Raw genomic sequence first — 26,663 nt, forward strand, 5'->3', positions numbered from 1 at the left:
ACGGGGGAGCCGGAACATCCCGCTCCCCCGTTCCGATCAGCCAGTCAGCCAGTCAGCCAGTCAGCGTGCCGTCAGCTACAGCCGCTGGTCGAACCGCAGCCCTCGCAGATGTAGCAGGAGCCGGCGCGCTGCATCTTCGTACCGCAGGAGAAACACAGCGGCGCGTCCGCGCTGATGCCGAGCTGCATCTCGACGAGCTCCGCCGAGGTGTGCGCCTGCTGCGGGGCCGGGGCCTCCGCCTTCGGGGTCGTGGCCGCGACCGTCTTCGGCGTCTCCTGGGCGCGCGGGGCGGACTGGGCGAGGCCCTCGACGTCCACCTCGTCGTCAGCCGGCTCGTACGAACCGGTCTCCAGGTGACGCTGACGCTCCTCGGCCGAGTGGATGCCGAGCGCCGAGCGGGTCTCGAAGGGCAGGAAGTCCAGCGCCAGGCGGCGGAAGATGTAGTCCACGATCGACTGCGCCATCCGCACGTCCGGGTCGTCCGTCATACCGGCCGGCTCGAAGCGCATGTTGGTGAACTTCGAGACGTACGTCTCCAGGGGCACGCCGTACTGGAGGCCGACCGAGACGGCGATGGAGAAGGCGTCCATCATGCCCGCGAGCGTGGAGCCCTGCTTGGACATCTTCAGGAAGACCTCGCCGAGACCGTCGTCCGGGTAGGAGTTGGCGGTCATGTACCCCTCGGCGCCACCCACCGTGAAGGACGTGGTGATGCCGGGACGGCCCTTGGGGAGGCGCTTGCGGACCGGGCGGTACTCGACCACCTTCTCGACCGCGGTACGGATCGTCTCCTCGGCCTTCTCGGTGATCTCTGCCTTCTCCTTCTCCTTCTTCTTCGCGGAGAGGGGCTGGCCGACCTTGCAGTTGTCGCGGTAGATCGCGAGCGCCTTGACGCCCATCTTCCACGCCTCGAAGTAGACCTCTTCGACGTCCTCGACGGTCGCCGTCTCCGGCAGGTTGACCGTCTTGGACAGGGCGCCGGAGATCCACGGCTGGATCGCGGCCATCATGCGGACGTGGCCCATGGCGGAGATGGAGCGCTCGCCCATGGCGCAGTCGAAGACCTCGTAGTGCTCCTGCTTGAGGCCGGGGGCGTCGATCACATTGCCGTGCTCGGCGATGTGATCGACGATCGCCTCGATCTGTTCCTCCTGGTAACCCAGGCGGCGCAGCGCCTGCGGCACGGTGCCGTTGACGATCTGCATCGAGCCGCCGCCGACCAGCTTCTTGAACTTGACCAGGGCGAGGTCGGGCTCCAGGCCGGTGGTGTCGCAGGACATCGCCAGACCGATGGTGCCGGTGGGGGCGATCACGGACGCCTGGGAGTTACGGAAGCCGTTCTTCTCGCCGAGGCGGATCACGTCCTGCCACGCTTCGGTGGCGGCGGCCCAGATCGGGGTGTCCAGGTCGTCCACGCGGACGGCCTTGGCGTTGGCGTCGGCGTGCTGCCTCATCACGCGCTTGTGCGGCTCGGCGTTGCGGGCGTAGCCGTCGTACGGGCCGACGACCGCGGCCAGCTCGGCGGAGCGGCGGTAGGAGGTGCCCGTCATCAGCGAGGTGATGGCACCGGCCAGCGCGCGGCCGCCGTCGGAGTCGTACGCGTGACCCGTGGCCATCAGCAGGGCGCCGAGGTTGGCGTAACCGATGCCCAGCTGGCGGAAGGCGCGGGTGTTCTCGCCGATCTTCTCGGTCGGGAAGTCCGCGAAGCAGATGGAGATGTCCATCGCGGTGATGACCAGCTCGACGACCTTGGCGAAGCGCTCGGACTCGAAGGACTGGTTGCCCTTGCCGTCGTCCTTGAGGAACTTCATGAGGTTCAGCGAGGCGAGGTTGCACGAGGTGTTGTCCAGGTGCATGTACTCGCTGCACGGGTTCGAGCCGTTGATGCGGCCGGACTCCGGGCACGTGTGCCAGTGGTTGATCGTGTCGTCGTACTGGATGCCGGGGTCGGCGCAGGCCCAGGCGGCCTCGGCCATCTTGCGGAAGAGCTCCTTGGCGTCGACCTCCTCGATGACCTCGCCGGTCATACGGGCGCGCAGGCCGAACTTCCCGCCGGACTCCACGGCCTTCATGAACTCGTCGTTCACGCGGACGGAGTTGTTGGCGTTCTGGTACTGGACGGACGTGATGTCCTCGCCGCCCAGGTCCATGTCGAAGCCCGCGTCACGCAGGGCGCGGATCTTCTCCTCCTCCTTGACCTTGGTCTGGATGAAGTCCTCGATGTCGGGGTGGTCGACGTCGAGGATGACCATCTTGGCGGCGCGGCGCGTCGCGCCACCGGACTTGATCGTTCCGGCGGAGGCGTCGGCGCCACGCATGAAGGACACCGGCCCGGAGGCGTTGCCACCGGAGGAGAGCAGCTCCTTGGAGGAGCGGATACGGGAGAGGTTCAGGCCGGCGCCGGAGCCGCCCTTGAAGATCATGCCCTCTTCCTTGTACCAGTCGAGGATCGACTCCATGGAGTCGTCGACGGACAGGATGAAGCAGGCGGAGACCTGCTGGGGCTGCGGCGTGCCGACGTTGAACCACACCGGCGAGTTGAAGCTGAAGATCTGGTGCAGGAGGGCGTAGGCCAGCTCGTGCTCGAAGATCTCGGCGTCGGCGGGCGAGGCGAAGTAGTGGTGGTCCTCGCCGGCCTTGCGGTACGTCTTCACGATCCGGTCGATCAGCTGCTTGAGACCGGTCTCGCGCTGCGGGGTGCCGACGGCCCCGCGGAAGTACTTGCTGGTGACGATGTTGACCGCGTTCACCGACCAGAAGTCGGGGAACTCGACGCCACGCTGCTCGAAGTTGACCGAGCCGTCGCGCCAGTTGGTCATGACGACGTCACGACGCTCCCAGACGACCTCGTCGTACGGATGCACACCGGGGGTCGTGTGGATGCGCTCGATGCGCAGGCCCTGCCGGGCGGCACCCGCCGCCTTGGATCCCTTGGCGCGGGACCCTCGTGCCGGGCCGCTCGTCGTCTCTGTCATGCCGCCTCCCATATACGGGCGAAAACACCCTGAAGTGCCCAGATCTTCCCCAGGCACAGTTTCTGTCTGTTGCCCCGGGCACCACGCACAGCACCCAGGACACGTCATTTGCCGCACCGCGGCCGACCGCAGGGCCGGACCAGCCGGTCACGGGGCCGGACGAGCCGGCCACCGGAACCGGACGAGCCGGTCGCCGGGCCTACGGCCGGTCGGCGGCGCCGGCGGGCACCGGGACCTCGGGGGTCGCGCCGGTCCCGCGTTCTTCCGCGGGAGGCCGCCGCTCGCGGAGCTCCGCGATGGCGGCCTCGAAGTCTTCCAGTGAGTCGAACGCCCGGTACACGGACGCGAAGCGCAGGTACGCGACGAGGTCGAGCTCCTGCAGCGGGCCGAGTATGGCCAGTCCGACGTCATGAGTGGTCAGCTCGGCACTGCCCGTGGCGCGCACCGCCTCCTCGACCCGCTGGCCGAGCTTGGCGAGAGCGTCCTCCGTGACCGGCCGCCCCTGGCACGCCTTGCGTACGCCGGAGATGACCTTGGTCCGGCTGAAGGGCTCGGTGACCCCGCTGCGCTTGATCACCATCAGCGAGGCGGTCTCCACCGTGGTGAAACGGCGGGAGCAGTCGGGGCACTGGCGGCGGCGGCGGATGGCCGTCCCGTCGTCGGTGGTGCGACTGTCGACGACACGGCTGTCGGGGTGCCTGCAGAAGGGGCAGTGCATGGCTCCCAACCCTCCTTCACAGCACGACGAAATAGCTTCACCGGGGCCCGTCAGAACCCCTCGAAGCAGCCACAAGCATAGGCGATGACCATGCCCCCGGTGGACGGGGGGACCACAACTTCTGGGTGGCCGGGACAATCCAACCACTAGATGTGGGGCTTGGCCGTCTATTCGGCACCCGGCGCGTGTCGCGCGCCGCGGCGTCGGCGACCGGCCCAGAGCCTACGGGAACGGGATGCCGGCGCGGATTGCGGGGGCCGGGATGACAGACTGGGGACCCCCGCCCCGCGTCACCCGGCTCCGGCGGCGAACGCTACCGTGACGACGCCGATCGCCACCGCGATCCGCCACCGGAAGCACCGGCTCGACCCGCCGCGCGACCGGCTTTCGCCGGTCGCCACAGCGGATCGCCGCCTCACCCAGGGGGCAATGCCCGGACCGGCAGCGATCGCACATACACGTAGCCACACGCACATGTAAGCCAATCTGCGATTTTTCACTCGAACGTGTGTTTGGCGCAACCTTTCGAAAGCAACTACCGTTGTCCAGCTAGGGAGACCATTCGAGAGGGGCCCGACGTGACCACCACCGCAGACAGTGCCACCATCACTGCCCAGAACCGCTCCCAGAGCCGACTCGAGCCGGTGCATGCGATGAATGAAGCGAACACGAACGCGGAGGGCCCCAAGCCCACGCGGTCACTGCCCGGCCGACCTCCAGGCATCCGGGCGGACAGCTCCGGGCTCACGGACAGGCAGCGACGGGTGATCGAGGTCATCCGCGACTCGGTGCAGCGGCGTGGATACCCGCCGTCGATGCGCGAGATCGGCCAGGCGGTGGGACTGTCCAGCACCTCGTCGGTCGCCCACCAGCTGATGGCACTGGAGCGCAAGGGCTTCCTGCGCCGGGACCCGCACCGGCCCAGGGCGTACGAGGTCCGGGGCTCCGACCAGCCCAGCACCCAGCCCACGGACACCACGGGCAAGCCCGCCGCGTCGTACGTCCCCCTCGTGGGCCGTATCGCCGCCGGTGGCCCGATCCTCGCTGAGGAATCGGTCGAGGACGTCTTCCCCCTCCCCCGGCAGCTGGTCGGTGACGGCGAGCTGTTCGTGCTGAAGGTCGTCGGCGACTCGATGATCGAGGCCGCCATCTGCGACGGCGACTGGGTCACCGTGCGCCGCCAGCCGGTCGCGGAGAACGGCGACATCGTGGCGGCGATGCTGGACGGCGAAGCCACGGTCAAGCGCTTCAAGCGGGAGGACGGGCATGTATGGCTGCTCCCGCACAACGCGGCGTACCAGCCGATCCCCGGTGACGAGGCGACGATCCTCGGCAAGGTGGTGGCGGTACTGCGGCGGGTGTGACACGCCCGCCGGCTCCGACCGGGCCCCGGGACCCACTGCGCCGGTCCCGGGGCCCTGCTATGCCATCGGCCCCTGCCTTGCGGCGCCCTCGTGCAGCCCCGTGTCAGCCGCGTGTGAGCCTTGAGGGGGTGTGAGCCCCGTGTGAGCCGCGTGCGGTGGCTCGGCCTGGGCGCCGCCGGCTACGCGTCGCCGCTCGCCTTGGCGGCCGCGTCGATCGCTGCCAGAGAGCGGCGCACCTGGTTACGGTCCGTGGTGTACCAGAAGTCGGGCAGTGACGCGCGCAGATAGCTGCCGTACCGGGCGTTGGCCAGGCGGGGGTCCAGAACGGCGACGACCCCCCGGTCACCCGTGGCCCGCACCAGGCGACCCGCGCCCTGCGCCATCAGCAGGGCGGCGTGCGTCGCCGCGACGGCCATGAAGCCGTTGCCGCCGGCCTCCTCCACCGCCTTCTGGCGGGCGCTCATCAGGGGGTCGTCGGGGCGCGGGAAGGGAATGCGGTCCATCACGACAAGCTGGCAGTTGGGCCCGGGGACATCGACCCCCTGCCACAGGGAGAGCGTGCCGAACAGGCAGGTCTCCGCGTCGCCAGCGAAGGTCTTGATCAGTTCGCCGAGGGTGTCCTCACCCTGGAGCAGGATGGGCTTGTCGAGCCTGCCGCGCAGCTCCTCGGCCGCTGCCTGGGCCGCCCGCATGGAGGAGAAGAGACCGAGCGTACGGCCGCCGGCGGCTTCCACCAGCTCGGCCAGCTCGTCCATCATGTCGCCGCGGCTGCCCTCCCGGCCCGGCGTGGCCAGGTGCCGCGCGACGTACAGAATGCCCTGCTTCGGGTAGTCGAAGGGCGAGCCGACGTCGATGCCCTTCCATACCGGTACGTCATCGCCTTCGGTGCCCTCGGGGGCCAGCCCCAGCGAGGCGCCCACGCCGTTGAAGTCGCCACCGAGCTTGAGCGTGGCAGAGGTCAGGACGACCGACCGGTCGGCGAAGAGCTTCTCGCGCAGCAGACCGGAGACGGACAGCGGGGCGACCCGCAGGGATGCCCCGAAACGGTCATGGCGCTCGTACCAGACGACGTCGTACTCCGAGCCCTGGGTGATGCGCTCGGCGACGTCGTGGACGGTCTCGACGGAGGCCATGGCCTGCTTGCGGACCGCGTCCTCGTCCTGGACGGACCGGTCGCGCGTCGAGCCGAGCGACGAGATGACCGCCCGCGCCGCGTCACGCAGCGCCATCAGCGCGTACGCGAGATCCTCCGGGACCTCCTCAAGGCGCCCGGGCAGCGCCAGCTCCATCAGCCGCTCGAAACCCTCCGCCGCCGTCTGGAGCTGATCGGCGACCTTCTCGTCCACCAGCTTGGCCGCCCGGCGGACGGCCCGGTTGACCTGACCCGGGGTGAGCTCGCCGGTGGCGACACCGGTGACCCGGGAAACCAGCTCGTGCGCCTCGTCAACGATCAACACCTCGTGCTGCGGGAGCACCGGCGCACCCTCGATCGCGTCGATGGCGAGCAGCGCGTGGTTGGTGACGATGACGTCCGACAGCTTGGCCCGCTCCCGCGCGGCCTCCGCGAAGCACTCCGCTCCGTACGCGCACTTCGAGGCGCCCAGGCATTCGCGGGACGAGACCGAGACCTGGGCCCAGGCGCGGTCGGAGACGCCGGGCGTCAGGTCGTCCCGGTCACCGGTCTCCGTCTCGTCGGACCAGTCCCGCAGCCTCAGCAGGTCCTGGCCGAGCTTGCTGGTGGGCGCGGCGGTCTCGAAGGCGTCGAAGAGACCGTCCTCGTCGTCCTGCGGGACCCCCTCGTGGAGGCGGTGCAGGCAGAGGTAGTTCGAGCGCCCCTTGAGCATGGCGAACTCCGGGCGGCGCCGCAGCTGCGGATGCAGCGCGTCGACCGTCCGCGGCAGGTCGCGCTCGACCAGCTGCCGCTGGAGGGCCAGGGTCGCGGTGGCGATCACGACACGGTCCCCGTGCGCCAGCGCGGGCACCAGGTAGCCGAGGGACTTTCCGGTACCGGTACCGGCCTGGACCAGCAGGTGGGAACCGTCGTCGATGGCCTGCGCGACGGCCTCGGCCATGGTGACCTGGCCTGGCCGTTCCACGCCGCCGACGGCGGTGACAGCGGCGTGGAGGAGATCGGGGAGGGGTGGCTTCGTCATAGCCAGTCCACCCTACGGCCCGCCACTGACAATCGGATCACGCCGGATCACGCCGGAGCACGCCGGATCACCTCGCCTCACGCGAGCGGATTGGGGACAGTGCCGTGAATGGCCGCGTGCGGGCGCTCGGGGCGGTCGCGGTAGCCGTCCAGGTGCAGCCGGTTGCGGTTGAGGCACAGCCTCTCGATACGGGGCGTGAGCAGGTCGAACAGCTCGTAACGGTCCTTGAGCTCCGGGAAGCGCGCCTGGTGCCGGAGAATTTCAGCCCGTACGAGTGACCAGAAGTCCGCCTCCGGAACACCGAGTTGCTCCTCGCAGAGCGGTGCGAGGAAACGGAACACACCGACGAAGAGCCCGGAGTGGATGAACTGCGTCAGGAATCCCGGCTCCTCGGTGAGGAGCACGGCCCGTACGTCGTCCGGCATCGGTTCGTGTTCGGGCAGCGGGCGTGCGCTGACGTTGATGTCGTCGACAAAGTCCTTGATCGCGAGGCGCACCGGGACGTCCTGGTCGTTGAAGACGACGATGGCGTTCTCGCCGTGCGGCGAGAAAACGGTGCCGTAGCGGTAGAGGAAGTGCAGCAGCGGAGGCAGCAGCGCGGCGAACAGGTGCTGGAGCCACACGCTCGGGTCGAGCCCCGACCGGGTCACGAGTTCGGCGGTGAACGCGCGCCCCTGGGCGTCGGTGTGGAGGAGGGACGCGAGCGTGCGGGCGCGCTCGCCGGGCGGCAGGCGCAGCGGTTCGCGCCAGATCGCGCCGAGCAACTCCTTGTACTGGTACGGGGCTTCGGGGAGGTGGTCGTAGAGCGGGTGCTCGACCGTGACGGAGGCGACCTCACCGAGGAGGATCACACCGCACTCGTCCCGCAGGAACGGGTCGGCGTCGCGCAGTGCGTGGACCCAGGCGGTCACGGCGGGGGCCGCGAGGGTGCGCTCGGTGGGCAGGCCGCGCCACACGAGGGTGTTGAGCACGGACAGCGGCAGCTTGACCGTGTGCCGGTCGGGTCTGCTGACGTTGAGGAACGTGCGGATGGACTGCTGCGGCAGCCGCAGGTCGCTGTCCGCGGGCAGGGGCACGATGGCGCCTTCGGCGATGGCAGAGGCGTACAGCGGCAGCAGTACCTCGTCCCACTGCCAGGGGTGTACGGGGAGGTAGAGGTAGGTGTCCTCGTCGAGGCCCCGGGAGCGGAGCGCCGCGGCGAAGGAGTCCCGTACGGCGGGGGACAGTTCACGGCTGTAGAGGCGCGCGGGGGTGTCGAGCGCGGGCACGCCTCGGTAGGCGGCGAGCGCGGTGCTGACCGCGATCCAGGGAAGCGGGGCGGGGCGGCGGGCTTCGGGCGCCCAGCGGGCCACGTCGGTGGCGGAGAAGCCGATGCGGCCCTTGTTGAACACGATCCACGGGTGGCCGGTCTGGTGGCCTTCGAGCTCGGCGTAGTCGAGGTCGGCGAGCCGGTCGACCGGGAGCGCGGTGTGGTCGAGCCGGGCGTCGGCGGCGAGTGTGGTGGCCAGTTCCCGGACGAGGTGGCCGAGCGTGGCGCCGTCCAGGGCGAGGAGGCGGCGGGCCCGGACGAGGAAGTCCAGCGGGTCGGTGAACGGCCGGCCGTCGCGGGTGATCGACTGCGGATCGACCCGCCAGCTGCCGTAGGCGGTCCGGCGCGCGGTGAAGGCGAGGGCGGAGCCGTCGTCGAGCCTCAGCGTGTACGGGTCGGTCGGGGGCCGGCCGGTCTGCGCGCCGTGCGGCGTGTGCCGGCGGGCGGCCGCGCGCCCTGCGGTGTCGGCGGCATCGGCGGCGGCATCGGCCGTGTCGGCGCCATCGGCGGCATCGGCGGCCTGGCGGGGGGCGGATGCGGCGGGGGCGGCAGCGGGGTCGTCGTGGGTCCGCGCGGGCGTGCCGTCCGGCTGGGTGGGCTGCCTGCTCGGCTCGATGATCTCCTCATAGGCGAATTCGGCCAGCATCTTCGCGAGGAGGCGGCGGGAGGCACGGGCCCACGCCTGCGGATTGAGTTCGGGCGGGGCGGTGGGAGTCGGCGGGGACGGCCGGGCGGGCGGCTCTGTGGAGTCATGGGCGGCAGGAGATGGGGGCACAGGGACTCCTCCAGGGGGAACCGATGCGGGTCGAGCGGTGTATGGAGAGCGGCAGGCTGTTCACAGCAGGTGTCGCAAGGCTCGTTCACGGACCATGAGCGCGGCTCGCTTTTCGGGAAGGTCGAGTTCGGCGGAGAAGCGGAACCCTGCGGTCAGAAAGGCCGCGACGGAGGGGGTGTTGCGCACATCGGGTTCGGCGACGACGCGTGCGCAGCTGGGGCGGTTGTCGAGTACGAGGTCGAAGACGGCTCTGAGCAGCGTGGTGCCGAGGCCCCGGCCACGGTTGGCGACGCCACCGATGAGGAGGTGGACACCGGTGTCGTGCGGGCGGGCCGGGTAGTGCCGGGCCAGCGGGTCGAGATCGGCGCGGTAGATCTCGAAGTAGCTCATGGGGGCGCCGTCGAGGACGCCGAGGCACGGCACGCTGCGCCCGTCGCCGTCGAGCTGGGCGCGCAGGTGGGCGGCGGTGACGGATTCGGGTCCGGCCAGTTCCCAGAAGGCGGCGACCGCCGGGTCGTTCATCCATCGGCTGATCAGCGCGAGGTCCCGGTCGATACGTACGGGGACGAGCTGGAATCGACCGGCGGGCGTGGTGACGGGCCCCCACTCGGCGACGGTGTCGAGCAGGTCGCCGGACAGGCCGTCCGACAGGCCGTCCGACAGATCGCCGGACAAGGCATCGGACAAGGCATCGGGCACGTCGCCGGTTGCGCCGTCCTCCGGCGACGGGCGCCCGGTGGCCGGGGCGCCCTCCGCTCCGAACAGCGTGATGAGCGCGTCGGGCAGCCGCAGTTCCAGGGTGTCCTCCGTGCCGGCGCCGGCCGGCGCACGAGGAGTGGGACCGGTGTCGGTGCTCGCATCGGTGGGACGCACGGGGCGCTCTCCTCTCAGCAGTTCGCGGGTCTGGTTCCGTCAGCGGCGCAGGGGGTTGGTGATGGTGACGTACACGGACTGGGTGTCGACGGGGCCGACGAGTTCATCGAGGCCGTGCAGACGGGTGAGGAGGTTGGCCTTGCAGCGCAGAGTCGGGCTCTCCAGGAGGCGGGCCGGGAGCGGTGAGCCGAGGCCGGTGGCGCCGGTGAGGAACCGCCGGAAGGCGGCGAGGAGGAGGCGTTCGTCGGCGAGGCGCTGGGCGCCGAAGGCGCCGATCAGGCCGAGGACGTTGTTGATGCCGAGGTAGTAGGCGAAGCGCTCGTCGGTGACGTCGTCGGAGACGAAGGTGTCGCTGTGGACGCCGATGCCGGGGAGCCGGCGTTCCAGTGCGGCGCGGTGGGACTCACGGAAGTAGTAGCCCTGGTTGTCGCGGTAGCGGCCGCCTCGGGGCCAGCCGTCGGGGTCCAGGATGACCAGGGTGTTCTGCTGGTGGGCCTCCAGGGCCACGCCGGCCGTGCCGTCCAGCCACAGCACGGGCCGGACGACCTGGTCCAGGTAGCGCAGGAACCACTCGGCGGCGACGGCTCCGGTGGGGCGGCCGGTGCGGGTGGCGAGCCGGGACACGGTGACGGCGAGGCGCGAACGCATCCGGGTGGAGCCGGGCCAGGGCCGGGGGGTGGTGAGGCTCGCGATGCAGACGGCGTCGTCGCCGTGGCCGAAGGGGTTGTGGCGGAGCATGACGTCGAGCCCCGGGACGGGCTCGCCGGAGGGGGTGTCGACGGCGAGCCACGCCGGGTCGCGCACGATGTCGAACGTCGGGTGGACGGCCCGCCACTGCTCGGTGAGGCCGGTGCGCAGCAGGCGGTGCACCTCGACGCCCCGGTGGAGCTCCTTGCGGAGGTTCTCGCGGCGGGAGTTGGTGATGCGTACGCCGAGGGACAGCTTCAGCATGGCGTCGGCGCCGGGCTGGTGGACGGTCCGGACGGAGGAGGTGGGATGCCAGGGTTCGCCGTGGGAGCCGAGGTCGTGAAGGAGACCGGCGGACAGCAGCCGGGTGACGGCGGGGCGGTGGAGCAGTTCGCGGGCCTGCCAGGGGTGCAGGGGCAGGGCGGCGGTGTTGTCGGGGAGGGTGAGGCCCTTGGCGAGGCGGGCGGTGAGCTGATCGGCGGGCACGGTGCGGCCCTGTTCGGACCAGGCGGAGTCGGCGGCCAGTACGGACCGGTGGACGGCCATCCAGTGCAGGGGGAACGCGCCGTTCAACTCCGGTGAGTACAGCCTGGCTTCGGAGTCCGACAGCCCTTCGCGGCTCTTGGGTGTGGGATGGAGCGGGTGGCCCAGCAGCAGGGACTGCTCGGCGGTGAGGAACAGGTCGGCGTCGGGCCCGGCGCCGGGGTGGTGGCGCCGGTGGGCGATGAACTCGGCGGTGCGGCGGGCCGAGTCGGCGACCCTGCCGACCAGGTCGGCGCTTTCGCGGGTGCCCGACTCCCGGCCGAGGAGGGCGGCGACGGTGACCGCGTCGGCGGGCGGGGCGGTGTGCGGGGCGCCTTCGAGACAGGGCGGGCCGAAGCGGTGCCAGCCGGTGGGCGACCAGTAGTGGACGGGGACGAGCAGGGCGGTCCCGCTGACGTCGAGAGGGACGCGCAGGGTGGTGCCGGCCGGTTGGGCGAGGTTCTTCTCCCGTACCCAGCAGCGGAGCAGGTTCTCGATGGTCGCGGCGTCCGCGGCGCGGTGCGCGTCCGGGTGGTCGAGGGGGTCCGCGGCCACCGCCGGCAGGGGGGTGCGCTGCTCGGCGTACGCCCCCGGCTGCTGGCGCGGCACGGTTGTCGACTCGACCGTGAGGGGCCCGCGCGCGGCGTCCGGTCCGCGGTGCGGGGCGGTGGGGTGGCCGTCGGCGCCGGCTGCTTCGGGTGCGGGGGTGGGGTTCACGGAGGGCGCTTTCTGGTGAGGGTGTGGGGGGCCGGTTCAGCGGGACGGACCTGTGCCGCTCGGCTCGTGGGGCAGGCGCTCGGCGGCCGCGAGGGCGTCGGTGAAGCGGTCGAGGACGGCATCCGCCTGTTCGTCGGTGAGCGTCAGCGGAGGCAGGAGGCGTACGACGCCGGCGTGGCGGCCGCCGAGTTCGACGATGAGACCGCGCTTGAGGCACTCGCGCTGGACCGCCGCGGCGAGGGAGGGGTCCGGGGGCGGTACGTCGGCGGTGTCGTCCGGGGTCACGAGCTCGACGCCGATCATGAGGCCCCTGCCGCGTACGTCGCCGATGCACCGGTGGGCCGCCGCCAGGCCCTGGAGCTGCCCCACCATGCGCGCCCCGAGGACGGCCGCGCGCTCGGCGAGGCGGTTTTCGCGTACGAAGGCGAGGGTGGCCGCGCCGGCCGCCATGGCGAGCTGGTTGCCGCGGAAGGTGCCGGCGTGGGCGCCGGGCTGCCAGACGTCGAGGCCGGACCTGTAGACGATGACGGCCAGGGGGAGGGAGCCGCCGATGGCCTTGGACAGGACCATCACATCGGGGACGACACCGCTGTGCTCCACCGCCCAGAACGCCCCGGTCCGGCCGACGCCCGTCTGCACCTCGTCCGCGATGAGCGGGATGGAGCGGGCGGCGGTGATCCGCCGCATCCGGCGCATCCAGGTGTCGGGCGCGGGGATCACACCGCCCTCGCCCTGCACCGGTTCGAGGATCATCCCGGCCGGGGCGGGCACTCCGCTCTTGGGGTCGTCCAGGAGGCTCTCGGTCCAGCGGGCGGCGAGTTCGGCGCCGCGCTCACCGCCGACGCCGAAGGGGCAGCGGTAGTCGTGCGGGTACGGGAGGCGGGTCACGCGGACGTCCGTGGCGCCGCCGGACGCGGCCAGGGCCCCGGCCGTCATGCCGTGGTACGCGCCGGTGAAGGCGAGCAGGCCGCGGCGGCCGGTCGCGTTGCGGACGAGTTTGAGCGCGGCCTCGACCGCGTCCGTGCCGGCCGGCCCGCAGAACTGGATGCGTGCGTCGTCGGCCAGTTGGCGGGGCAACGTGGCGAACAGCTCGGTGGTGAAGGCGTCCTTGACGGGGGTGGCCAGGTCGAGGACGTGCAGGGGGGCGCCCGAGTCGAGGACTTTCCTGATCGCCTCCAGGACCACCGGGTGGTTGTGCCCGAGGGCCAGGGTGCCCGCTCCGGACAGGCAGTCGAGGTAGCGGCGGCCGTCCGCGCCTTCGATCGTCAGGCCTCGTGCGCGCACCGGGACGATCGGCAGGGAGCGGGCATAGGTGCGGGCCGCCGATTCGCGGAGCGACTGGCGGCGCAGGATGCCCTCGTGTGCGGACGTCGGTGCCACCGGGGCGGATTCGGTCACGGCCACGGCTTCGGGTCCTCCCGGTAAGGGTGCGTTGCACATCGGTATGTAGCTCGTCCGCCGCAGGAAGGCCGCGAGCGCCGTCCTTGTGTCCCCCGTACGTACCAACGACGACATGTGTTCAGGATCACGGCCACCGCCAAGATCCTTGTGCGTCCTCTGTCCGGCGCAACCGCGGCCCTGCCGCACGCCGTCATCCGGGGCACCGGCATAGTGGGGGCCGCACTCCGGTGCCGATGTTGAGAAGTGCTCTGTTACGAAGTCCCAGGGGGATCAGGACATGCGACCCATACGCCCGCTGCTCGCCGCAGCCTCCGTCGCCGCGGCGCTGGCGCTGACGGCCACGGCCTGCGGCCCGGGTGAGGACAACGCGGGCGGTGCGCCCACGGCTTCGGCCGGCCAGACGCCCGACGGCAAGATCACGATTCCGGACGATCTGAAGGACCGGCTCAAGGAGCACGGGATCGATCTGGACAAGTGGAAGAACGGCGAGTGGAAGAACTGGGACAAGGACACCTGGCTGCGTGAGGCCAAGGACTTCGTCAACCCCATCATCGAGGACCTGTGGGACCCGGACCGGATGCGGGACGCGCAGGAGCCCGACCGGCCGGTCGAGGAGGAGGACATCTCCGGCGACGAGGCCGTCACCGACCCGGCGCCCGAGCCCGTGGAGGCGCGGCCGGTCGGGGCGCCGTACCACTCCGGCGCCCCGGAGGCCGGGAAGGTGCTCTTCGACGGCCCCGAAGGCTCGATGGTGTGCTCCGCGACCGTGGTGAAGGACCCCGCCAACCCCGGCAAGTCCAACCTGGTGTGGACGGCGGGCCACTGCGTGCACGCCGGCAAGAACGGCGGCTGGTACCGCAACATCGCCTTCGTCCCCTCGTACAACGACAGCGGCATGTCCACGGCCGAGCTGGAGAACGCGACCCGCGAGGAGATCGCGCCGTACGGCGTGTGGTGGGGGGACTGGGCGCAGACGTCCGAGCAGTGGATCGCCCAGGGTGCCGCCACCGGTGGTCAGGGCGCTCCGTACGACTTCGCCGTCATTCATGTGACGCCGGAGAAGGGCGGTAACGGCAAGTCGCTGGAGGAGACGGTCGGTTCGGCACTGCCAGTGGAGTTCAGCGCCCCGGCCGCGCAGAAGATCACGAGCATGGAGGCGACCGGTTACCCGGCGGCCCCGCCGTTCGACGGCCAGAAGATGTTCCAGTGCGCCGACAAGCCGGGCCGGCTGTCCATCGAGGCGGCGCAGCCGACGATGTACCGCATCGGCTGCACCATGACGGGCGGGTCCTCCGGTGGCGGCTGGGTCGCGACGGGCCGGGACGGCAAGCCCGCCCTGGTGTCCAACACCTCGATCGGGCCGGTGACGGCGGGCTGGCTCGCCGGTCCGCGCCTGGGTGCCGAGGCGAAGGGCGTCTACGAAGCGGTCAGCGAGAAGTTCGCCGGCCGGTAACCCCCGCTCCGGGGCACCGGACATGACCGGAGGCCCGCCCCTCGTGGAGAGGGGGCGGGCCTCCGGTCATGCGGTCATGCGGTCACGCCATCGGCTCAGTGCGCGACCGGTACGAACGGCGTCAGCGACGCGGCCAGTTCCTCGTGCACCCGCGCCTTGAGCAGCGTGCCCTCCGGGGTGTGCTTCTCGGAGAGCACCTCGCCCTCGGTGTGCACACGCGAGACCAGCCCGCCCTGCGTGTACGGAAGGAGCACCTCGATCTCGACCTTCGGCCGCGGCAGCTCGGCGTCGATGAGCGCGAGCAGCTCGTCGATGCCCTCACCGGTCCGCGCGGAGACCGCGATCGCGTGCCGCTCGATGCGCAGCAGCCGCTGCAGTTCGAGCGGATCGGCGGCGTCCGCCTTGTTGATGACGACGATCTCGGGGACGTCCGTGGCGCCGACGTCGCGGATCACCTCGCGCACGGCGGCCAGCTGCTCCTCCGGCGCCGGGTGCGAGCCGTCCACCACGTGCAGGATCAGGTCGGAGTCGCCGACCTCCTCCATGGTGGAGCGGAACGCCTCGACGAGGTGGTGCGGCAGGTGCCGGACGAACCCCACGGTGTCCGCCAGCGTGTACAGGCGGCCACTGGGCGTCTCGGCCCGGCGCACGGTCGGGTCGAGGGTGGCGAACAGCGCGTTCTCCACGAGGACGCCCGCGCCCGTCAGCCGGTTGAGCAGGGACGACTTGCCGGCGTTGGTGTAACCGGCGATCGCGACCGACGGCACCTTGTTGCGGCGCCGCTCCTGCCGCTTGATGTCACGGCCGGTCTTCATCTCCGCGATCTCACGGCGCATCTTCGCCATCTTCTCGCGGATCCGGCGCCGGTCCGTCTCGATCTTGGTCTCACCGGGGCCACGTGTGGCCATACCGCCACCCGAGGAGCCCGAGCCACCGCCACCCATCTGCCGGGACAGCGACTGGCCCCAGCCTCGCAGCCGAGGCAGCATGTACTGCATCTGCGCCAGCGAGACCTGCGCCTTGCCCTCCCGGGACTTGGCGTGCTGGGCGAAGATGTCGAGGATCAGGGCGGTCCGGTCGACCACCTTGACCTTGACGACGTCCTCCAGGTGGATCAGCTGTCCGGGGCTGAGCTCACCGTCGCAGACGACGGTGTCGGCCCCGGTTTCGAGCACGATGTCACGCAGCTCGTTCGCCTTGCCCGATCCGATGTACGTGGCCGGGTCCGGCTTGTCGCGGCGCTGGATCACCCCGTCGAGCACCAGCGCACCCGCCGTCTCGGCGAGCGCGGCCAGCTCGGCGAGGGAGTTCTCCGCGTCCTGCACGGTCCCCGAGGTCCAGACGCCGACCAGCACCACGCGCTCCAGGCGCAGCTGCCGGTACTCGACCTCGGTGACGTCTTCGAGCTCGGTGGAGAGACCGGCCACCCGTCGCAGCGCGGCCCGCTCGGAGCGGTCGAACTGGTCGCCGTCCCGCTCTTCGTCGATCTCGTAGCTCCAGGCGACGTCCTCTTCCATCAGGGCATCGGCCCGAAGGCTCTCGGTGCGGTTGGTGTCCGCGAAGCTCTGCGCGTCCTGGGAAGGGGATGAAGAGGAGGTCATTGGATCCTTACGTCGTGGGATGACTCGAGCTCGCGGACTCGAGCGGAAAATGCCAAAAAACTCGGTACACCAGTCACAACGCGTGACTCCCCCGGATCATTCCCGGGGCGGGCCCTTGGCATACCACGGGCCCGGCAGCGCCGCCGACCCCTCGATGGTCGCACGGTACGGCCGGGCCCGTCACCCCGGTTTTCAGGGCTTGGCGGGACGCGCGGGGTGGTGCCCACCCCCGTGACCGGCGCCGTTTTCGGCACCCTTCCCGGCCGCCTTGGCCGGGGCTTTGCTGCGCCAGTCCGGGTGGCCCGGCATCTTCGGGGTCCGCTCCCCGTACAGCCATCCCTTCAGGAACGCGGTCAGGTCCCGGCCCGCCACCTCTGAGGCGAGCCGTACGAAGTCCGCGGTACCCGCGGTCCCGTGCGCGTACTCCGTCACCCAGCGACGCTCCAGCCGGTCGAAGGCGTCCTTGCCGATCTCCTGCCGCAGCGCGTACAGGACCAGGGCGCTGCCGTCGTAGACGACCGGCCGGAACAGACTGATCTTCTGTCCCGCCGCGGGCCGCTTGGGCGCGGCCGGCGGCCCGCCCGCCGCGCGCCAGCCGTCGGACTCGGCGTACGCCAGCCGCATCCGCCGCTCCAGGGGGTGCTTCGCCGTCTCCTCCGCGTACAGCGCCTCGTACCAGGTGGCGTGCCCTTCGTTGAGCCACAGGTCGGACCAGGTGCGCGGCGAGACGCTGTTGCCGAACCAGTGGTGGGCCAGCTCATGGACCATGATCGATTCGATGTACCAGGCGGGCAGACCGCCCCGGGTGAACAGGGAGCGCTCGAAGAGCGAGAGCGTCTGCGTCTCCAGCGCGAAACCGGTCTCGGCGTCGGCGATGAGCAGGCCGTACGTCTCGAAGGGGTAGCGGCCGACCTTCCGCTCCATCCACTCCAGGTGGGCGGGGGTCTTCTTCAGCCAGGGTTCCATGCGGTTGACGTCGGCGGACGGCACCACGTCGCGCACCGGCAGGCCGTGCGGGCCGGTGCGGTGGACGACGGTGGAGCGGCCGATGGAGACCTGGGCCAGTTCGGTGGCCATGGGGCGGCTGCCGCGGTACAGCCAGCTCTGGGTGTTCCCGGCGAGCACCTGTGCCGTCTTGCGCCCGTTGGCGACCACCGTGAGGTTCTTGGGGGCGGTGATACGGAAGGTGAAGTACGCCTTGTCGGAGGGGTGGTCGTTGCCGGGGAAGACGCGGTGGGCGGCGTCGGCCTGGTTGGCCATCGCGAGCCCGTCGGCGGTGCGGATCCAGCCACCGGTGTTCCTGGGCCCGGCCGGGTCGCTGGTGTGGGTGACGGCGATGTGCACCGGGGCGCCGTCTTCCACCGCCTCGGAGGGCTCGATGACCAGGTCCTCACCGCTGAGCGCGAACTCGGCGGGCCGGCCGTCGACCTCGACGGAGCGGACGGTTCCGTGCGTGAAGTCCAGGTTGATGCGGTCGAGCCGGTCGGTGGCCCGTGCGTCGATCTTGGTGACGGCGTCCAGCGGCTTGCTGTTGTCACCGTGGTAGGTGAAGGCGATGTCGTAGGCGAGAACGTCGTAGCCCGGGTTGCCCAGGTGGGGGAAGAGCGGGTCGCCGATGCCGAGCGGCTCGGGCGCGGGCAGCGCCGCGCCGATCAGACCGGCCGAGGCCGCGGCCACCAGGGCCACCCGGAGGCGTCGGGACGAGCGGGATGTGAGGGACATGGAGCAACCGCTACCAGCGCGGGGGGCGCGCGCAGTGACGGCGCGCGCCCCGCGCACCCGAACGGCCTCGGGACGCGCCCCGGCGGGGTGGGGCGTTCAGCCGGTGGCCGCGGCGGGCTGCTGGGCTCGGCGCACGTCGTACACGCCCGCCACGTCGCGCATGGCGCGCATCAGGGCGGGCAGCTGGGCCGCGTCGGGGATCTGGAGCGTGTACGTGTGCCGGACGCGCTGCTCGCTGGGCGGTTCGACGGTGGCCGAGACGATCGCGGCGCCCGCCGTGGCGATCGCCTCGGTGAGGTCGGCGAGCAGCCGCGGCCGCCCGAACGACTCGGCGACCAGCGTGACCCGGCACTCGGCCGCCTCACCCCAGCGCACGGCCACCGGCACGCGCCCGACCGCCTCCATGCGCCGTACGGCGGGGCAGCCGGTGCGGTGGACGGTGACGTTCCCGCCGCGTACCGCGAAGCCGGTGACCGCGTCGGGCGGCACGGGCGTGCAGCAGCGGGCCAGCCGCACGGTGGCGTCGGGCAGGTCGGCGACGACGGCGTTCGCCGCGGGGGCGGCGTGCCTGTCGGGATCCCGGTGCCGGTGGGGGTCCGGGTACCGGGCCGGGTCCGGCTGGCGGTGGGGGTCCGGCTGGCGGTGGGGGTCCGGCTGGCGGTGAGGGTCCGGTCCTGGGCTCGGACTCGCGGTGGCGGGCCGGGGAACGGGGTCGGCCGCGGGGAGCTTCGCGGTCTGCGGGTGCGCGGCGAGCCAGCCGGTGATGGCGATCCGGGCGGCCGGGGTGCGGGCGTGCTCCAGCCAGTCCGGCGAGGGCCCGGAGGCGGCGTCCTGGGCGGGATCGGCGGCCGCGTCCTGTCGCGTGCCGCGGGCGGTTCCCCGCGGCGAGTCCTGGGCCAGCAGCAGCTGCACGGTGTCCCCGTCGCCGAGGACCGTACCCAGCGTCGCCAGCCGGCCGTTGACGCGCGCGCCGATGCAGGTGTGCGCCGCCTCGCCGTACTGCGCGTACGCGGCGTCCACGCAGGTCGCGCCCGCCGGCAGGGCGAGTGTGCCGCCGTCCGGGCGGAAGACGGTGATCTCGCCGTCCTGCGCCAGGTCGGCGCGGAGCGACGTCCAGAAGGTGTCGGGGTCGGGGGCGGCCTGCTGCCACTCCAGCAGCCGGGACAACCAGCCGGGCCGGGTGGGGTCGGCGCGCTCCCCGTCCTCGCCGTTGCCGGAAGCCTCGGGCGCCTCGGAGGTATCGGCGGCCTCGGAGGTATCGGGTGCCTGGGAGGTATCGGGCGCCTGGGAGGCATCGGCGGGTGCGGCGTACGGGTTGCCGAGGGCGACGACGCCCGCTTCGGCGACCTTGTGCATCTGGTGCGTACGGATGAGCACTTCGGCGACCGAACCGTCCGGCGCGGCGACGGCGGTGTGCAGCGACTGGTACAGGTTGAACTTGGGCGCCGCGATGAAGTCCTTGAACTCGGAGATCACCGGGGTGAAGCAGGTGTGCAGCTCGCCGAGGACTCCGTAGCAGTCGGCGTCCTCCCCGACCAGGACCAGCAGCCGTCCGAAGTCGGTGCCGCGCAGCTCTCCGCGTTTGAGTTTGACCCGGTGTACGGAGACGAAGTGCCGTGGCCTGATGAGGACTTCGGCGGTGATGCCGGCCTCCCGGAGCACGCTCCTGACGTCGTCGGCGATGGCGGCCAGCGCGTCCCCGGCGGTGGCGTTGTCGGCGATGAGCGCGCGGGTGGCCTCGTACTCGGCGGGGTGGAGGATGGCGAAGACCAGGTCCTCCAACTCGGTTTTGAGGGCTTGTACGCCGAGCCGTTCGGCGAGCGGGATGAGGACGTCGCGGGTGACCTTGGCGATGCGGGCCTGTTTCTCGGGGCGCATCACGCCGAGGGTGCGCATGTTGTGCAGCCGGTCGGCGAGTTTGATGGACATGACGCGTACGTCGTTGCCGGTGGCGACGAGCATCTTGCGGAAGGTCTCGGGCTCGGCGGCGGCGCCGTAGTCGACCTTCTCCAGTTTGGTGACGCCGTCGACGAGGTAGCAGACCTCTTCGCCGAACTCCTCCCTGACCTGTTCGAGCGTCACATCCGTGTCCTCGACGGTGTCGTGGAGGAGGGAGGCGGTCAAGGTGGTGGTCTCGGCGCCCAGTTCGGCCAGGATCAGGGTGACGGCCAGGGGGTGGGTGATGTAGGGCTCGCCGCTCTTGCGGAACTGGCCGCGGTGCGAGGACTCGGCGAGCACATACGCCCGTCGCAGCACGGCCAGGTCCGCGTCGGGGTAGTGGGCCCGGTGCGCCTCTGCCACGTGGCTGATCGCGTCGGGCAGCCGGTCTCGGGTGGCGGGACCGAGCAGGGCGGCGCGGCCGAGCCTCCGGAGGTCGATCCTCGGGCGGCCGCGCCGTCGGCTGGGGGCGGGGTTGGTGGCCTCTGCGCTCATGGGCACCTCCGGCGGCGTCGACCGGCGGTGGGCGGGCAAGGCGTGCCCGCCCGGGCCGGTGCTTGATGCTACCGAGCCCATCACGTAGCGCTGACCCGCTCTCGCCCAGAGTGAACCGGATCACCCATTCGAGCGAAGGTCAGGCGAGAGCCGTGTCCCACCACGAAGGGTCGATGTGGCCTTCGGCGACGATGACCGCGGGGCCGGTCATCTCGACCTCCCCGTCCGGGCGCTCGGTGATCGTCAGCGTGCCGCCGAGGACGTCCACGGTGTACGTGACCGGTGTCCCCGTCTCGGCCGGGTCGGCGCCGTCCCGGCGGGCCGCGGCGACGGCCACCGCGCACGCGCCCGTGCCGCAGGAGCGGGTCTCGGCGGCGCCGCGCTCGTGGACGCGCATCGCCACGTGGCGCGGGCCGCGGTCGGCGACGAACTCGATGTTGACCCCGTCCGGGTAGACCGCGGCGGGGCTGAACGGCGGCGCGGAGCGCAGGTCACCGGCGTGGTCCAGATCCTCGACGAAGGCCACGGCGTGCGGGTTGCCCATGTTCACGTTCCGCGCGGCCCAGCTGCGGCCGCCCACGGTCACGGTGACGCCGTCCTCGGGGAGCAGGGCGCGGCCCATGGAGACGGTCACGTCCCCGTTCTTGGCGAGGTGGACGCGCTTGACGCCCGCTCGGGTGGCGATGGCGATGTCACCGGCGGTGACGTGGCCGGCGTGCTGGAGGTAGCGGGCGAAGACGCGGATGCCGTTGCCGCACATCTCGGCGACCGAGCCATCGGCGTTGCGGTAGTCCATGAACCACTCGGCCTCGCCCGCCATGTCCCGCGCCTCGGGGTGGGCGGCGGACCTGACCACGTGCAGCAGCCCGTCGCCGCCGACGCCGGCCCGGCGGTCGCAGACGCGCGCCACGCGGGGCGCGGGCAGGTCGATGGCGTTGTCCGGGTCGGGCACGATCACGAAGTCGTTCTCGGTGCCGTGGCCCTTGAGGAAGGCGAGGGGAGCGGTGGTCATGCGATCAATCGTACGGGTGGGGTACGACAACGGTCCGCGAGCCGGCCGGGGCGCCCTCGGCGGAGGCAGGCGGGCTGGAGCCGGGGCGGCGCGCCGTCGGGCCGGCCGGGCGCCTCAGCGGAGGCGGGCGACTCGCCAGACGGCCAGTGCGACCGGTACGGCGACGCCGACCGCGTACAGCACGATGATCCGCCAGTCGGGGCGCTCGCCGGAGCCGCGGGCGGGCAGTCCGGGCCAGGTGTATCCGACGCGGCGGGCGGCCATCAGGCCCCAGCCGGCGGCGCAGCCGCACAGCAGGAGGCCCAGCATGGCGAGGACCGCGCCGCCGTCGCCCGAGCCGAAGGCGAGGGGGAAGGCGAACATCAGGGAGCCGAGGGTGGCGAGCCCCACGATGGGGGCGAGCTGCCAGATGCGCAGCTTGCGCTGCGGGCGCAGTTCGACCTCCACCTCGTCGGGGGTGATCTCCGGCGTCCCGTCCTCGTTGAGGTCGGGGCCGTCCGGGCTCAGGCCCGGTGCGTCACTGCCCAGCCGGCTTCCGTCCGGTGTTTCCCGCTGTTCTCTGTCGCGAGGGCCGGCCTCCATCGCCACGCGCCCTCCCCACTCGGATTCCACTGGACGATCGATGCTCGATGATGGCACGCCCTTGACCGCCGCAATGACGGGCAGGGCGTCCCGATGCCATCACGTGATCAGGCTGTAACCGCTCGTTCGACCAACGCCTCCGCCTGGCGTGGGAGTTCCGCCCGGTGCGCGGTGGCGCCGCTCAGCCAGTGGACGCGCGGGTCGCGGCGGAACCAGGAGTCCTGGCGGCGCGCGAACCGCTTGGTGGCGCGTACGGTTTCGGCGCGCGCCTCCTCCTCGGTGCACTCCCCCGCGAGCGCGGCGAGCACCTGCTGATAGCCGAGGGCGCGGGAGGCGGTGCGGCCCTCGCGCAGGCCGCGTGCCTCCAGTTCCCGGACCTCGTCGACCAGTCCGGCCGCCCACATCCGGTCCACGCGCGCGGTGATCCGGTCGTCGAGTTCGGGGCGTTCGACGTCGACGCCGATCTGGAGGGTGTCGTACACCGAGTCGTGGCCGGGGAGGTTGGCCGTGAAGGGCTTGCCGGTGATCTCGATGACCTCCAGGGCCCGGACGATGCGGCGGCCGTTGCTGGGCAGGATGGCGTGCGCGGCCTGAGGGTCGGCGGCGGCGAGGCGGGCGTGCAGCACGCCGGAGCCGCGCGCTTCGAGTTCGTCTTCCAGGCGGGCGCGGACGACGGGGTCCGTGCCGGGGAATTCCAGGGCGTCGATGGCGCCGCGTACGTACAGCCCGGAACCGCCGACGAGGACCGGCGTACGGCCCGCGGCGAGGAGCCGGTCGATCTCCGCGCGGGCCAGCCTCTGGTACTCGGCGACGCTGGCCGTTTCGGTGACGTCCCAGATGTCCAGGAGGTGGTGCGGGATGCCGCCGCGCTCCTCGGGCGTCAGCTTGGCGGTGCCGATGTCCATCCCCCGGTAGAGCTGCATGGAGTCGGCGTTGACGACTTCGCCGCCCAGCCGCTGGGCGAGGTGGACGCCCAGATCGGACTTTCCGGCCGCTGTGGGACCGACGACGGCGATGACCCGCGGGGCGGGAGCTGCACTTCTCACCGTCCCAGTCTCGCAAACGTCCTGGCCCGTCCCCGAACGAGTTACGTGACGGCATGGATTCGGCGTCGTTGCCTGTTGCGAGGTTCCGACCGCCGGTTTACGGACCGGCTCCACCGGGCGACGCAATGGGACGCTCCGGACGGCGCGGAATTTCGCCCACACGAGTACGCTATGGAGTTGATATGGGCGTTTTTGCACGGTTTCGCCGGAAGGGCAAGGAGTCTGCCGAGGCTTCGGACGGGGAGACGGCGGTCGCCACGCCGGCGGAGGGCCAGGACCCCGCGGACGGCGCGGCGGCCGAGCCGGAGACGTCGGACACGGCCGATGCGGCCAAGACGCCGGAGGCCCCGGCCGCCGAGGGTGTGGACATTCCCAAGCAGCAGTCGGCCGAGGAGGCCGCCGACAATGAGGCCGGTGAGGGCGCCCGCACGTAGGATCACCGCGTCGGTTACTCGAGGGAAGGTGCCCCATGGGCTTCCTGGATTCGTTGAAGGCCAAGCTCGCCCCCGCCAAGGAGAAGGTCTCGGACCTCGCGCAGCAGCACGAAGGGAAGATCGACCAGGGGCTTGAAAAGGCCGCCAGGATGGTCGACCAGAAGACCAAGGGCAAGTACAGCGACAAGATCGAATCCGGTACGGGCAAGGCCAAGGATGCCCTCGGCCGGATCGCCCACAAGGACGAAGGCGGCACGCCGCCGGCACCGCCGGCGCCGCCCGCCTCCTGACCTCGTCACCCTCCGGGTACGCCTGGGTTCACAACGGCGGACGGCCGCGGAGCATTGTGCTCCGCGGCCGTCCGCCGTTGTGCGTGTCGTGACGGTGCGTGTCAGGACCAGGCGTTTCAGGACCAGGCGGCGACGAAGTAGCCGACGCCGTACGGGGCGTCCTCGTACAGCAGCCGGCCCGCCAGGCCCGCGCCCTCGGCGGCGCCCGCCAGGACCTGCCAGGGCGCGCGACCGGCCGCCTTCAGCTCGTACGCGAGGTGCTCGTCCAGCGCGGCCAGGGCCGCCGTGTCCGCCGCGCCCAGCGCCCGGGCGGCCCGCTGGTCGAAGGGGGCGGAGCGCTCATCGAGGTAGCCGGGCGCCTTGAGGCTGCGGCACGCGCTGCCGTCGCCCAGCACGAGGAGGGCCAGGCGCCCGGGCGGCGCGGCCAGTTCACGGCCCGCGTCGGCGCACCGGGCGGGCGCGAGTCGCTCCCCCACGGCGAGGCCCTCGGCCGGGGCGCCGGCCCACCGGGCGCGCGCGAGGAGCCAGGCGCCCACGGCGAGGGAGGCGGGCAGCGGCCGGTCGCCCGTACCGTCGCCCGCACCGAGTCGTACGCCGACGTCGACGCCGAAGCCCCGGAAGTCGCCCACGGAGCCCTCCGGGTACCGCTCGATCCCCTCGCTGTGGCCCGGCCCCACCACGACCAGCCGGTCCGGCCGCGAGGCGGCGAGCACCGCGATCGCGTCGGAACACGCGGTACGCAAGCCGTCGAGTTCGGGCGCGGCACCGGCGGCCACGTCGGGCACGAGGAGCGGGGGGCAGGGGCAGACGGCGGCGGCGACAAGCATGATCGCCAGCGTATCCGCTCACGGCTCGCCCGCGCGGGCGCGGCCGGATCGGAGCGGGCCTGCGCGGGCGCGGCCGGATCGGAGCGGCTCTGCGCGGGCCGGCGGGGGCCTGCACGGCCGGCGCGGGCCGGCGCGGCCGGAAGCATAGGCCGGGCACCGGTCGGCGCGGTCCGGTGCTGTGCGCGGCCGCCGGGACCGGCCCAGCCGTCGCACAGCCCGCCGGAGCGGCACCGAGGCTTGGCGCGGTCGCCCTGGGGGTGGTCAGCTGACGGTGCAGCCGCCGGTGACCGGGGGGAGGGGGGCGGGGGCGCCGATTTGGGGAAGGCCGAGCAGGACACCCTGGGGCTTCGCCGCCTCGCCCGCGTTCCGCTTCTCCCAGGCGTCGCCCGCGCGGGTGCGGCGTACCCGCGTCGTCGGGCCCTCCGCCAGGAGGTGGTGCGGGGCGGCGTAGGTGATCTCGACGGTGACCACGTCGCCGGGGCGGACGTCCTGCTCCGGCTTGCTGAAGTGGACCAGGCGGTTGTCGGGGGCGCGGCCGGACAGCCGGTGCGTGGCGTCGTCCTTGCGGCCCTCGCCCTCCGCAACCATGACCTCCAGGGTGCGGCCGACCTGCTTCTTGTTCTCCTCCCAGGAAATCTCCTCCTGGAGGGCGACCAGGCGCTCGTAACGGGCCTGCACGACCGCCTTGGGGATCTGGTCGGCCATCTCGGCGGCCGGGGTGCCGGGGCGCTTGGAGTACTGGAAGGTGAAGGCCTGCGCGAAGCGCGCCTCGCGCACCACGTGCATGGTCTGCTCGAAGTCCTCCTCCGTCTCACCGGGGAAGCCCACGATGATGTCGGTGGAGATCGCCGCGTGCGGGATCGCGGCGCGCACCTTCTCGATGATCCCGAGGTACCGGTCCTGGCGGTACGAGCGGCGCATCGCCTTCAGGACGGTGTCGGAGCCGGACTGCAGCGGCATGTGCAGCTGCGGCATCACGTTGGGCGTCTCGGCCATCGCGGCGATCACGTCGTCGGTGAAGTCGCGCGGGTGCGGGGAGGTGAACCGGACGCGCTCCAGACCCTCGATGTTCCCGCAGGCGCGCAGCAGCTTGGAGAACGCCTCGCGGTCACCGATGTCGGAGCCGTACGCGTTGACGTTCTGGCCGAGCAGGGTGATCTCGGAGACGCCCTCGGCGACCAGCGCCTCGATCTCGGCGAGGATGTCGCCGGGGCGGCGGTCCTTCTCCTTGCCGCGCAGCGCGGGGACGATGCAGAAGGTGCACGTGTTGTTGCAGCCCACCGAGATCGACACCCACGCGGCGTACGCGGACTCGCGCCGGGTCGGCAGCGTGGAGGGGAACGCTTCGAGGGACTCGGCGATCTCGACCTGCGCCTCCTCCTGGATACGGGCGCGCTCCAGGAGCACCGGCAGCTTGCCGATGTTGTGCGTACCGAAGACGACGTCGACCCACGGCGCCTTCTTCACGATGGTGTCGCGGTCCTTCTGGGCCAGGCAGCCGCCGACGGCGATCTGCATGCCGGGCCGCTTCGACTTCATCGGGGCGAGCCGGCCGAGGTTGCCGTACAGCTTGTTGTCGGCGTTCTCCCGTACCGCGCAGGTGTTGAAGACGACGACGTCCGCGTCACCATCGGCGCCCTCGGGGGCGCGGACGTAGCCGGCCTCCTCCAGAAGGCCGGAGAGACGCTCGGAGTCGTGGACGTTCATCTGGCACCCGTAGGTGCGGATCTCGTAGCTTCGAGCAACGCCCACTTCGTCCACTGCTCCAG

The 26,663-nt window shown here is 71.8% G+C and carries 19 protein-coding genes; 4 read left to right on the forward strand and 15 right to left on the reverse strand.

Annotated features, from left to right (window positions below):
- Nucleotides 1-71 precede the first annotated feature (71 nt).
- Nucleotides 72-2,975, reverse strand: a complete 2,904-nt coding sequence (locus QWM81_RS01250) for a vitamin B12-dependent ribonucleotide reductase (protein WP_290109476.1) — start codon at nucleotides 2,973-2,975, stop codon at nucleotides 72-74.
- 199 nt (nucleotides 2,976-3,174) lie between these two features.
- A complete protein-coding gene (gene nrdR / locus QWM81_RS01255) occupies nucleotides 3,175-3,693 on the reverse strand; it encodes a transcriptional regulator NrdR (protein WP_290109477.1) in 519 nt (172 codons plus the stop codon).
- Between the two features lie 578 nt (nucleotides 3,694-4,271).
- Between nrdR and lexA the strand changes: the two genes are divergently transcribed.
- Nucleotides 4,272-5,057 (forward strand): transcriptional repressor LexA, encoded by a 786-nt coding sequence (gene lexA / locus QWM81_RS01260; protein WP_290109480.1) that lies wholly within the window; start codon nucleotides 4,272-4,274, stop codon nucleotides 5,055-5,057.
- Nucleotides 5,058-5,236: 179 nt separating this feature from the next.
- Here the strand turns inward: lexA and QWM81_RS01265 are convergent, their stop codons facing one another.
- The 5 genes from QWM81_RS01265 to QWM81_RS01285 form a co-directional block, all read right to left on the reverse strand.
- Nucleotides 5,237-7,210 (reverse strand): ATP-dependent DNA helicase, encoded by a 1,974-nt coding sequence (locus tag QWM81_RS01265; protein WP_290109481.1) that lies wholly within the window; start codon nucleotides 7,208-7,210, stop codon nucleotides 5,237-5,239.
- Between the two features lie 77 nt (nucleotides 7,211-7,287).
- The gene (locus QWM81_RS01270; protein WP_435372303.1) at nucleotides 7,288-9,294 is read right to left on the reverse strand and encodes an IucA/IucC family protein; all 2,007 of its coding nucleotides are present in this window, start codon (nucleotides 9,292-9,294) and stop codon (nucleotides 7,288-7,290) included.
- Nucleotides 9,295-9,354: 60 nt separating this feature from the next.
- Nucleotides 9,355-10,167 (reverse strand): GNAT family N-acetyltransferase, encoded by an 813-nt coding sequence (locus QWM81_RS01275; RefSeq protein ID WP_290109482.1) that lies wholly within the window; start codon nucleotides 10,165-10,167, stop codon nucleotides 9,355-9,357.
- Nucleotides 10,168-10,206: 39 nt separating this feature from the next.
- Nucleotides 10,207-12,093 (reverse strand): IucA/IucC family protein, encoded by a 1,887-nt coding sequence (locus tag QWM81_RS01280; RefSeq protein WP_290109484.1) that lies wholly within the window; start codon nucleotides 12,091-12,093, stop codon nucleotides 10,207-10,209.
- Nucleotides 12,094-12,129: 36 nt separating this feature from the next.
- Nucleotides 12,130-13,497 (reverse strand): diaminobutyrate--2-oxoglutarate transaminase family protein, encoded by a 1,368-nt coding sequence (locus QWM81_RS01285; protein WP_290109485.1) that lies wholly within the window; start codon nucleotides 13,495-13,497, stop codon nucleotides 12,130-12,132.
- A gap of 274 nt (nucleotides 13,498-13,771) precedes the next feature.
- On the opposite strand from QWM81_RS01285, the gene QWM81_RS01290 reads away from it, so the two are divergent.
- Nucleotides 13,772-14,947, forward strand: coding sequence for a trypsin-like serine peptidase (locus QWM81_RS01290; RefSeq protein ID WP_290109486.1), 1,176 nt, complete (start codon nucleotides 13,772-13,774; stop codon nucleotides 14,945-14,947).
- Nucleotides 14,948-15,042: 95 nt separating this feature from the next.
- Here the strand turns inward: QWM81_RS01290 and hflX are convergent, their stop codons facing one another.
- From hflX to miaA, 6 genes are all read right to left on the reverse strand, one after another.
- On the reverse strand, nucleotides 15,043-16,548 hold the full coding sequence (gene hflX / locus QWM81_RS01295) for a GTPase HflX (RefSeq protein WP_290109487.1): 1,506 nt from the start codon (nucleotides 16,546-16,548) through the stop codon (nucleotides 15,043-15,045).
- Nucleotides 16,549-16,740: 192 nt separating this feature from the next.
- On the reverse strand, nucleotides 16,741-18,270 hold the full coding sequence (locus QWM81_RS01300) for a M1 family metallopeptidase (RefSeq protein ID WP_290109489.1): 1,530 nt from the start codon (nucleotides 18,268-18,270) through the stop codon (nucleotides 16,741-16,743).
- A gap of 96 nt (nucleotides 18,271-18,366) precedes the next feature.
- Nucleotides 18,367-20,703 (reverse strand): RelA/SpoT family protein, encoded by a 2,337-nt coding sequence (locus tag QWM81_RS01305; protein ID WP_290109491.1) that lies wholly within the window; start codon nucleotides 20,701-20,703, stop codon nucleotides 18,367-18,369.
- 139 nt (nucleotides 20,704-20,842) lie between these two features.
- On the reverse strand, nucleotides 20,843-21,715 hold the full coding sequence (dapF, locus tag QWM81_RS01310; protein WP_290109492.1) for a diaminopimelate epimerase: 873 nt from the start codon (nucleotides 21,713-21,715) through the stop codon (nucleotides 20,843-20,845).
- A 114-nt stretch (nucleotides 21,716-21,829) separates the two neighbouring features.
- The gene (locus QWM81_RS01315; RefSeq protein ID WP_290109493.1) at nucleotides 21,830-22,297 is read right to left on the reverse strand and encodes a hypothetical protein; all 468 of its coding nucleotides are present in this window, start codon (nucleotides 22,295-22,297) and stop codon (nucleotides 21,830-21,832) included.
- Between the two features lie 107 nt (nucleotides 22,298-22,404).
- Nucleotides 22,405-23,343: a tRNA (adenosine(37)-N6)-dimethylallyltransferase MiaA gene (gene miaA, locus QWM81_RS01320; RefSeq protein WP_290109494.1), complete on the reverse strand. Its 939-nt coding sequence runs from the start codon at nucleotides 23,341-23,343 to the stop codon at nucleotides 22,405-22,407.
- Nucleotides 23,344-23,525: 182 nt separating this feature from the next.
- On the opposite strand from miaA, the gene QWM81_RS01325 reads away from it, so the two are divergent.
- Both QWM81_RS01325 and QWM81_RS01330 read left to right on the forward strand, forming a co-directional pair.
- On the forward strand, nucleotides 23,526-23,777 hold the full coding sequence (locus QWM81_RS01325) for a hypothetical protein (protein ID WP_290109495.1): 252 nt from the start codon (nucleotides 23,526-23,528) through the stop codon (nucleotides 23,775-23,777).
- A 35-nt stretch (nucleotides 23,778-23,812) separates the two neighbouring features.
- Nucleotides 23,813-24,067 carry an antitoxin gene (locus QWM81_RS01330; RefSeq protein WP_290109496.1) on the forward strand — a complete coding sequence of 85 codons (255 nt, stop codon included), beginning with the start codon at nucleotides 23,813-23,815 and terminating at the stop codon, nucleotides 24,065-24,067.
- Between the two features lie 116 nt (nucleotides 24,068-24,183).
- On the opposite strand, the gene QWM81_RS01335 is transcribed toward QWM81_RS01330, so the two are convergent.
- Nucleotides 24,184-24,894, reverse strand: a complete 711-nt coding sequence (locus QWM81_RS01335; protein WP_290109497.1) for a class III extradiol dioxygenase subunit B-like domain-containing protein — start codon at nucleotides 24,892-24,894, stop codon at nucleotides 24,184-24,186.
- A gap of 261 nt (nucleotides 24,895-25,155) precedes the next feature.
- Complete coding sequence (gene miaB, locus QWM81_RS01340; RefSeq protein WP_435372307.1) at nucleotides 25,156-26,646, reverse strand: tRNA (N6-isopentenyl adenosine(37)-C2)-methylthiotransferase MiaB; 1,491 nt, start codon at nucleotides 26,644-26,646, stop codon at nucleotides 25,156-25,158.
- Nucleotides 26,647-26,663: the final 17 nt, after the last annotated feature.

Origin of the sequence: Streptomyces ficellus (assembly GCF_030406405.1) — a bacterium.
GTDB classification, from domain to species: Bacteria; Actinomycetota; Actinomycetes; order Streptomycetales; family Streptomycetaceae; genus Streptomyces; species Streptomyces ficellus_B.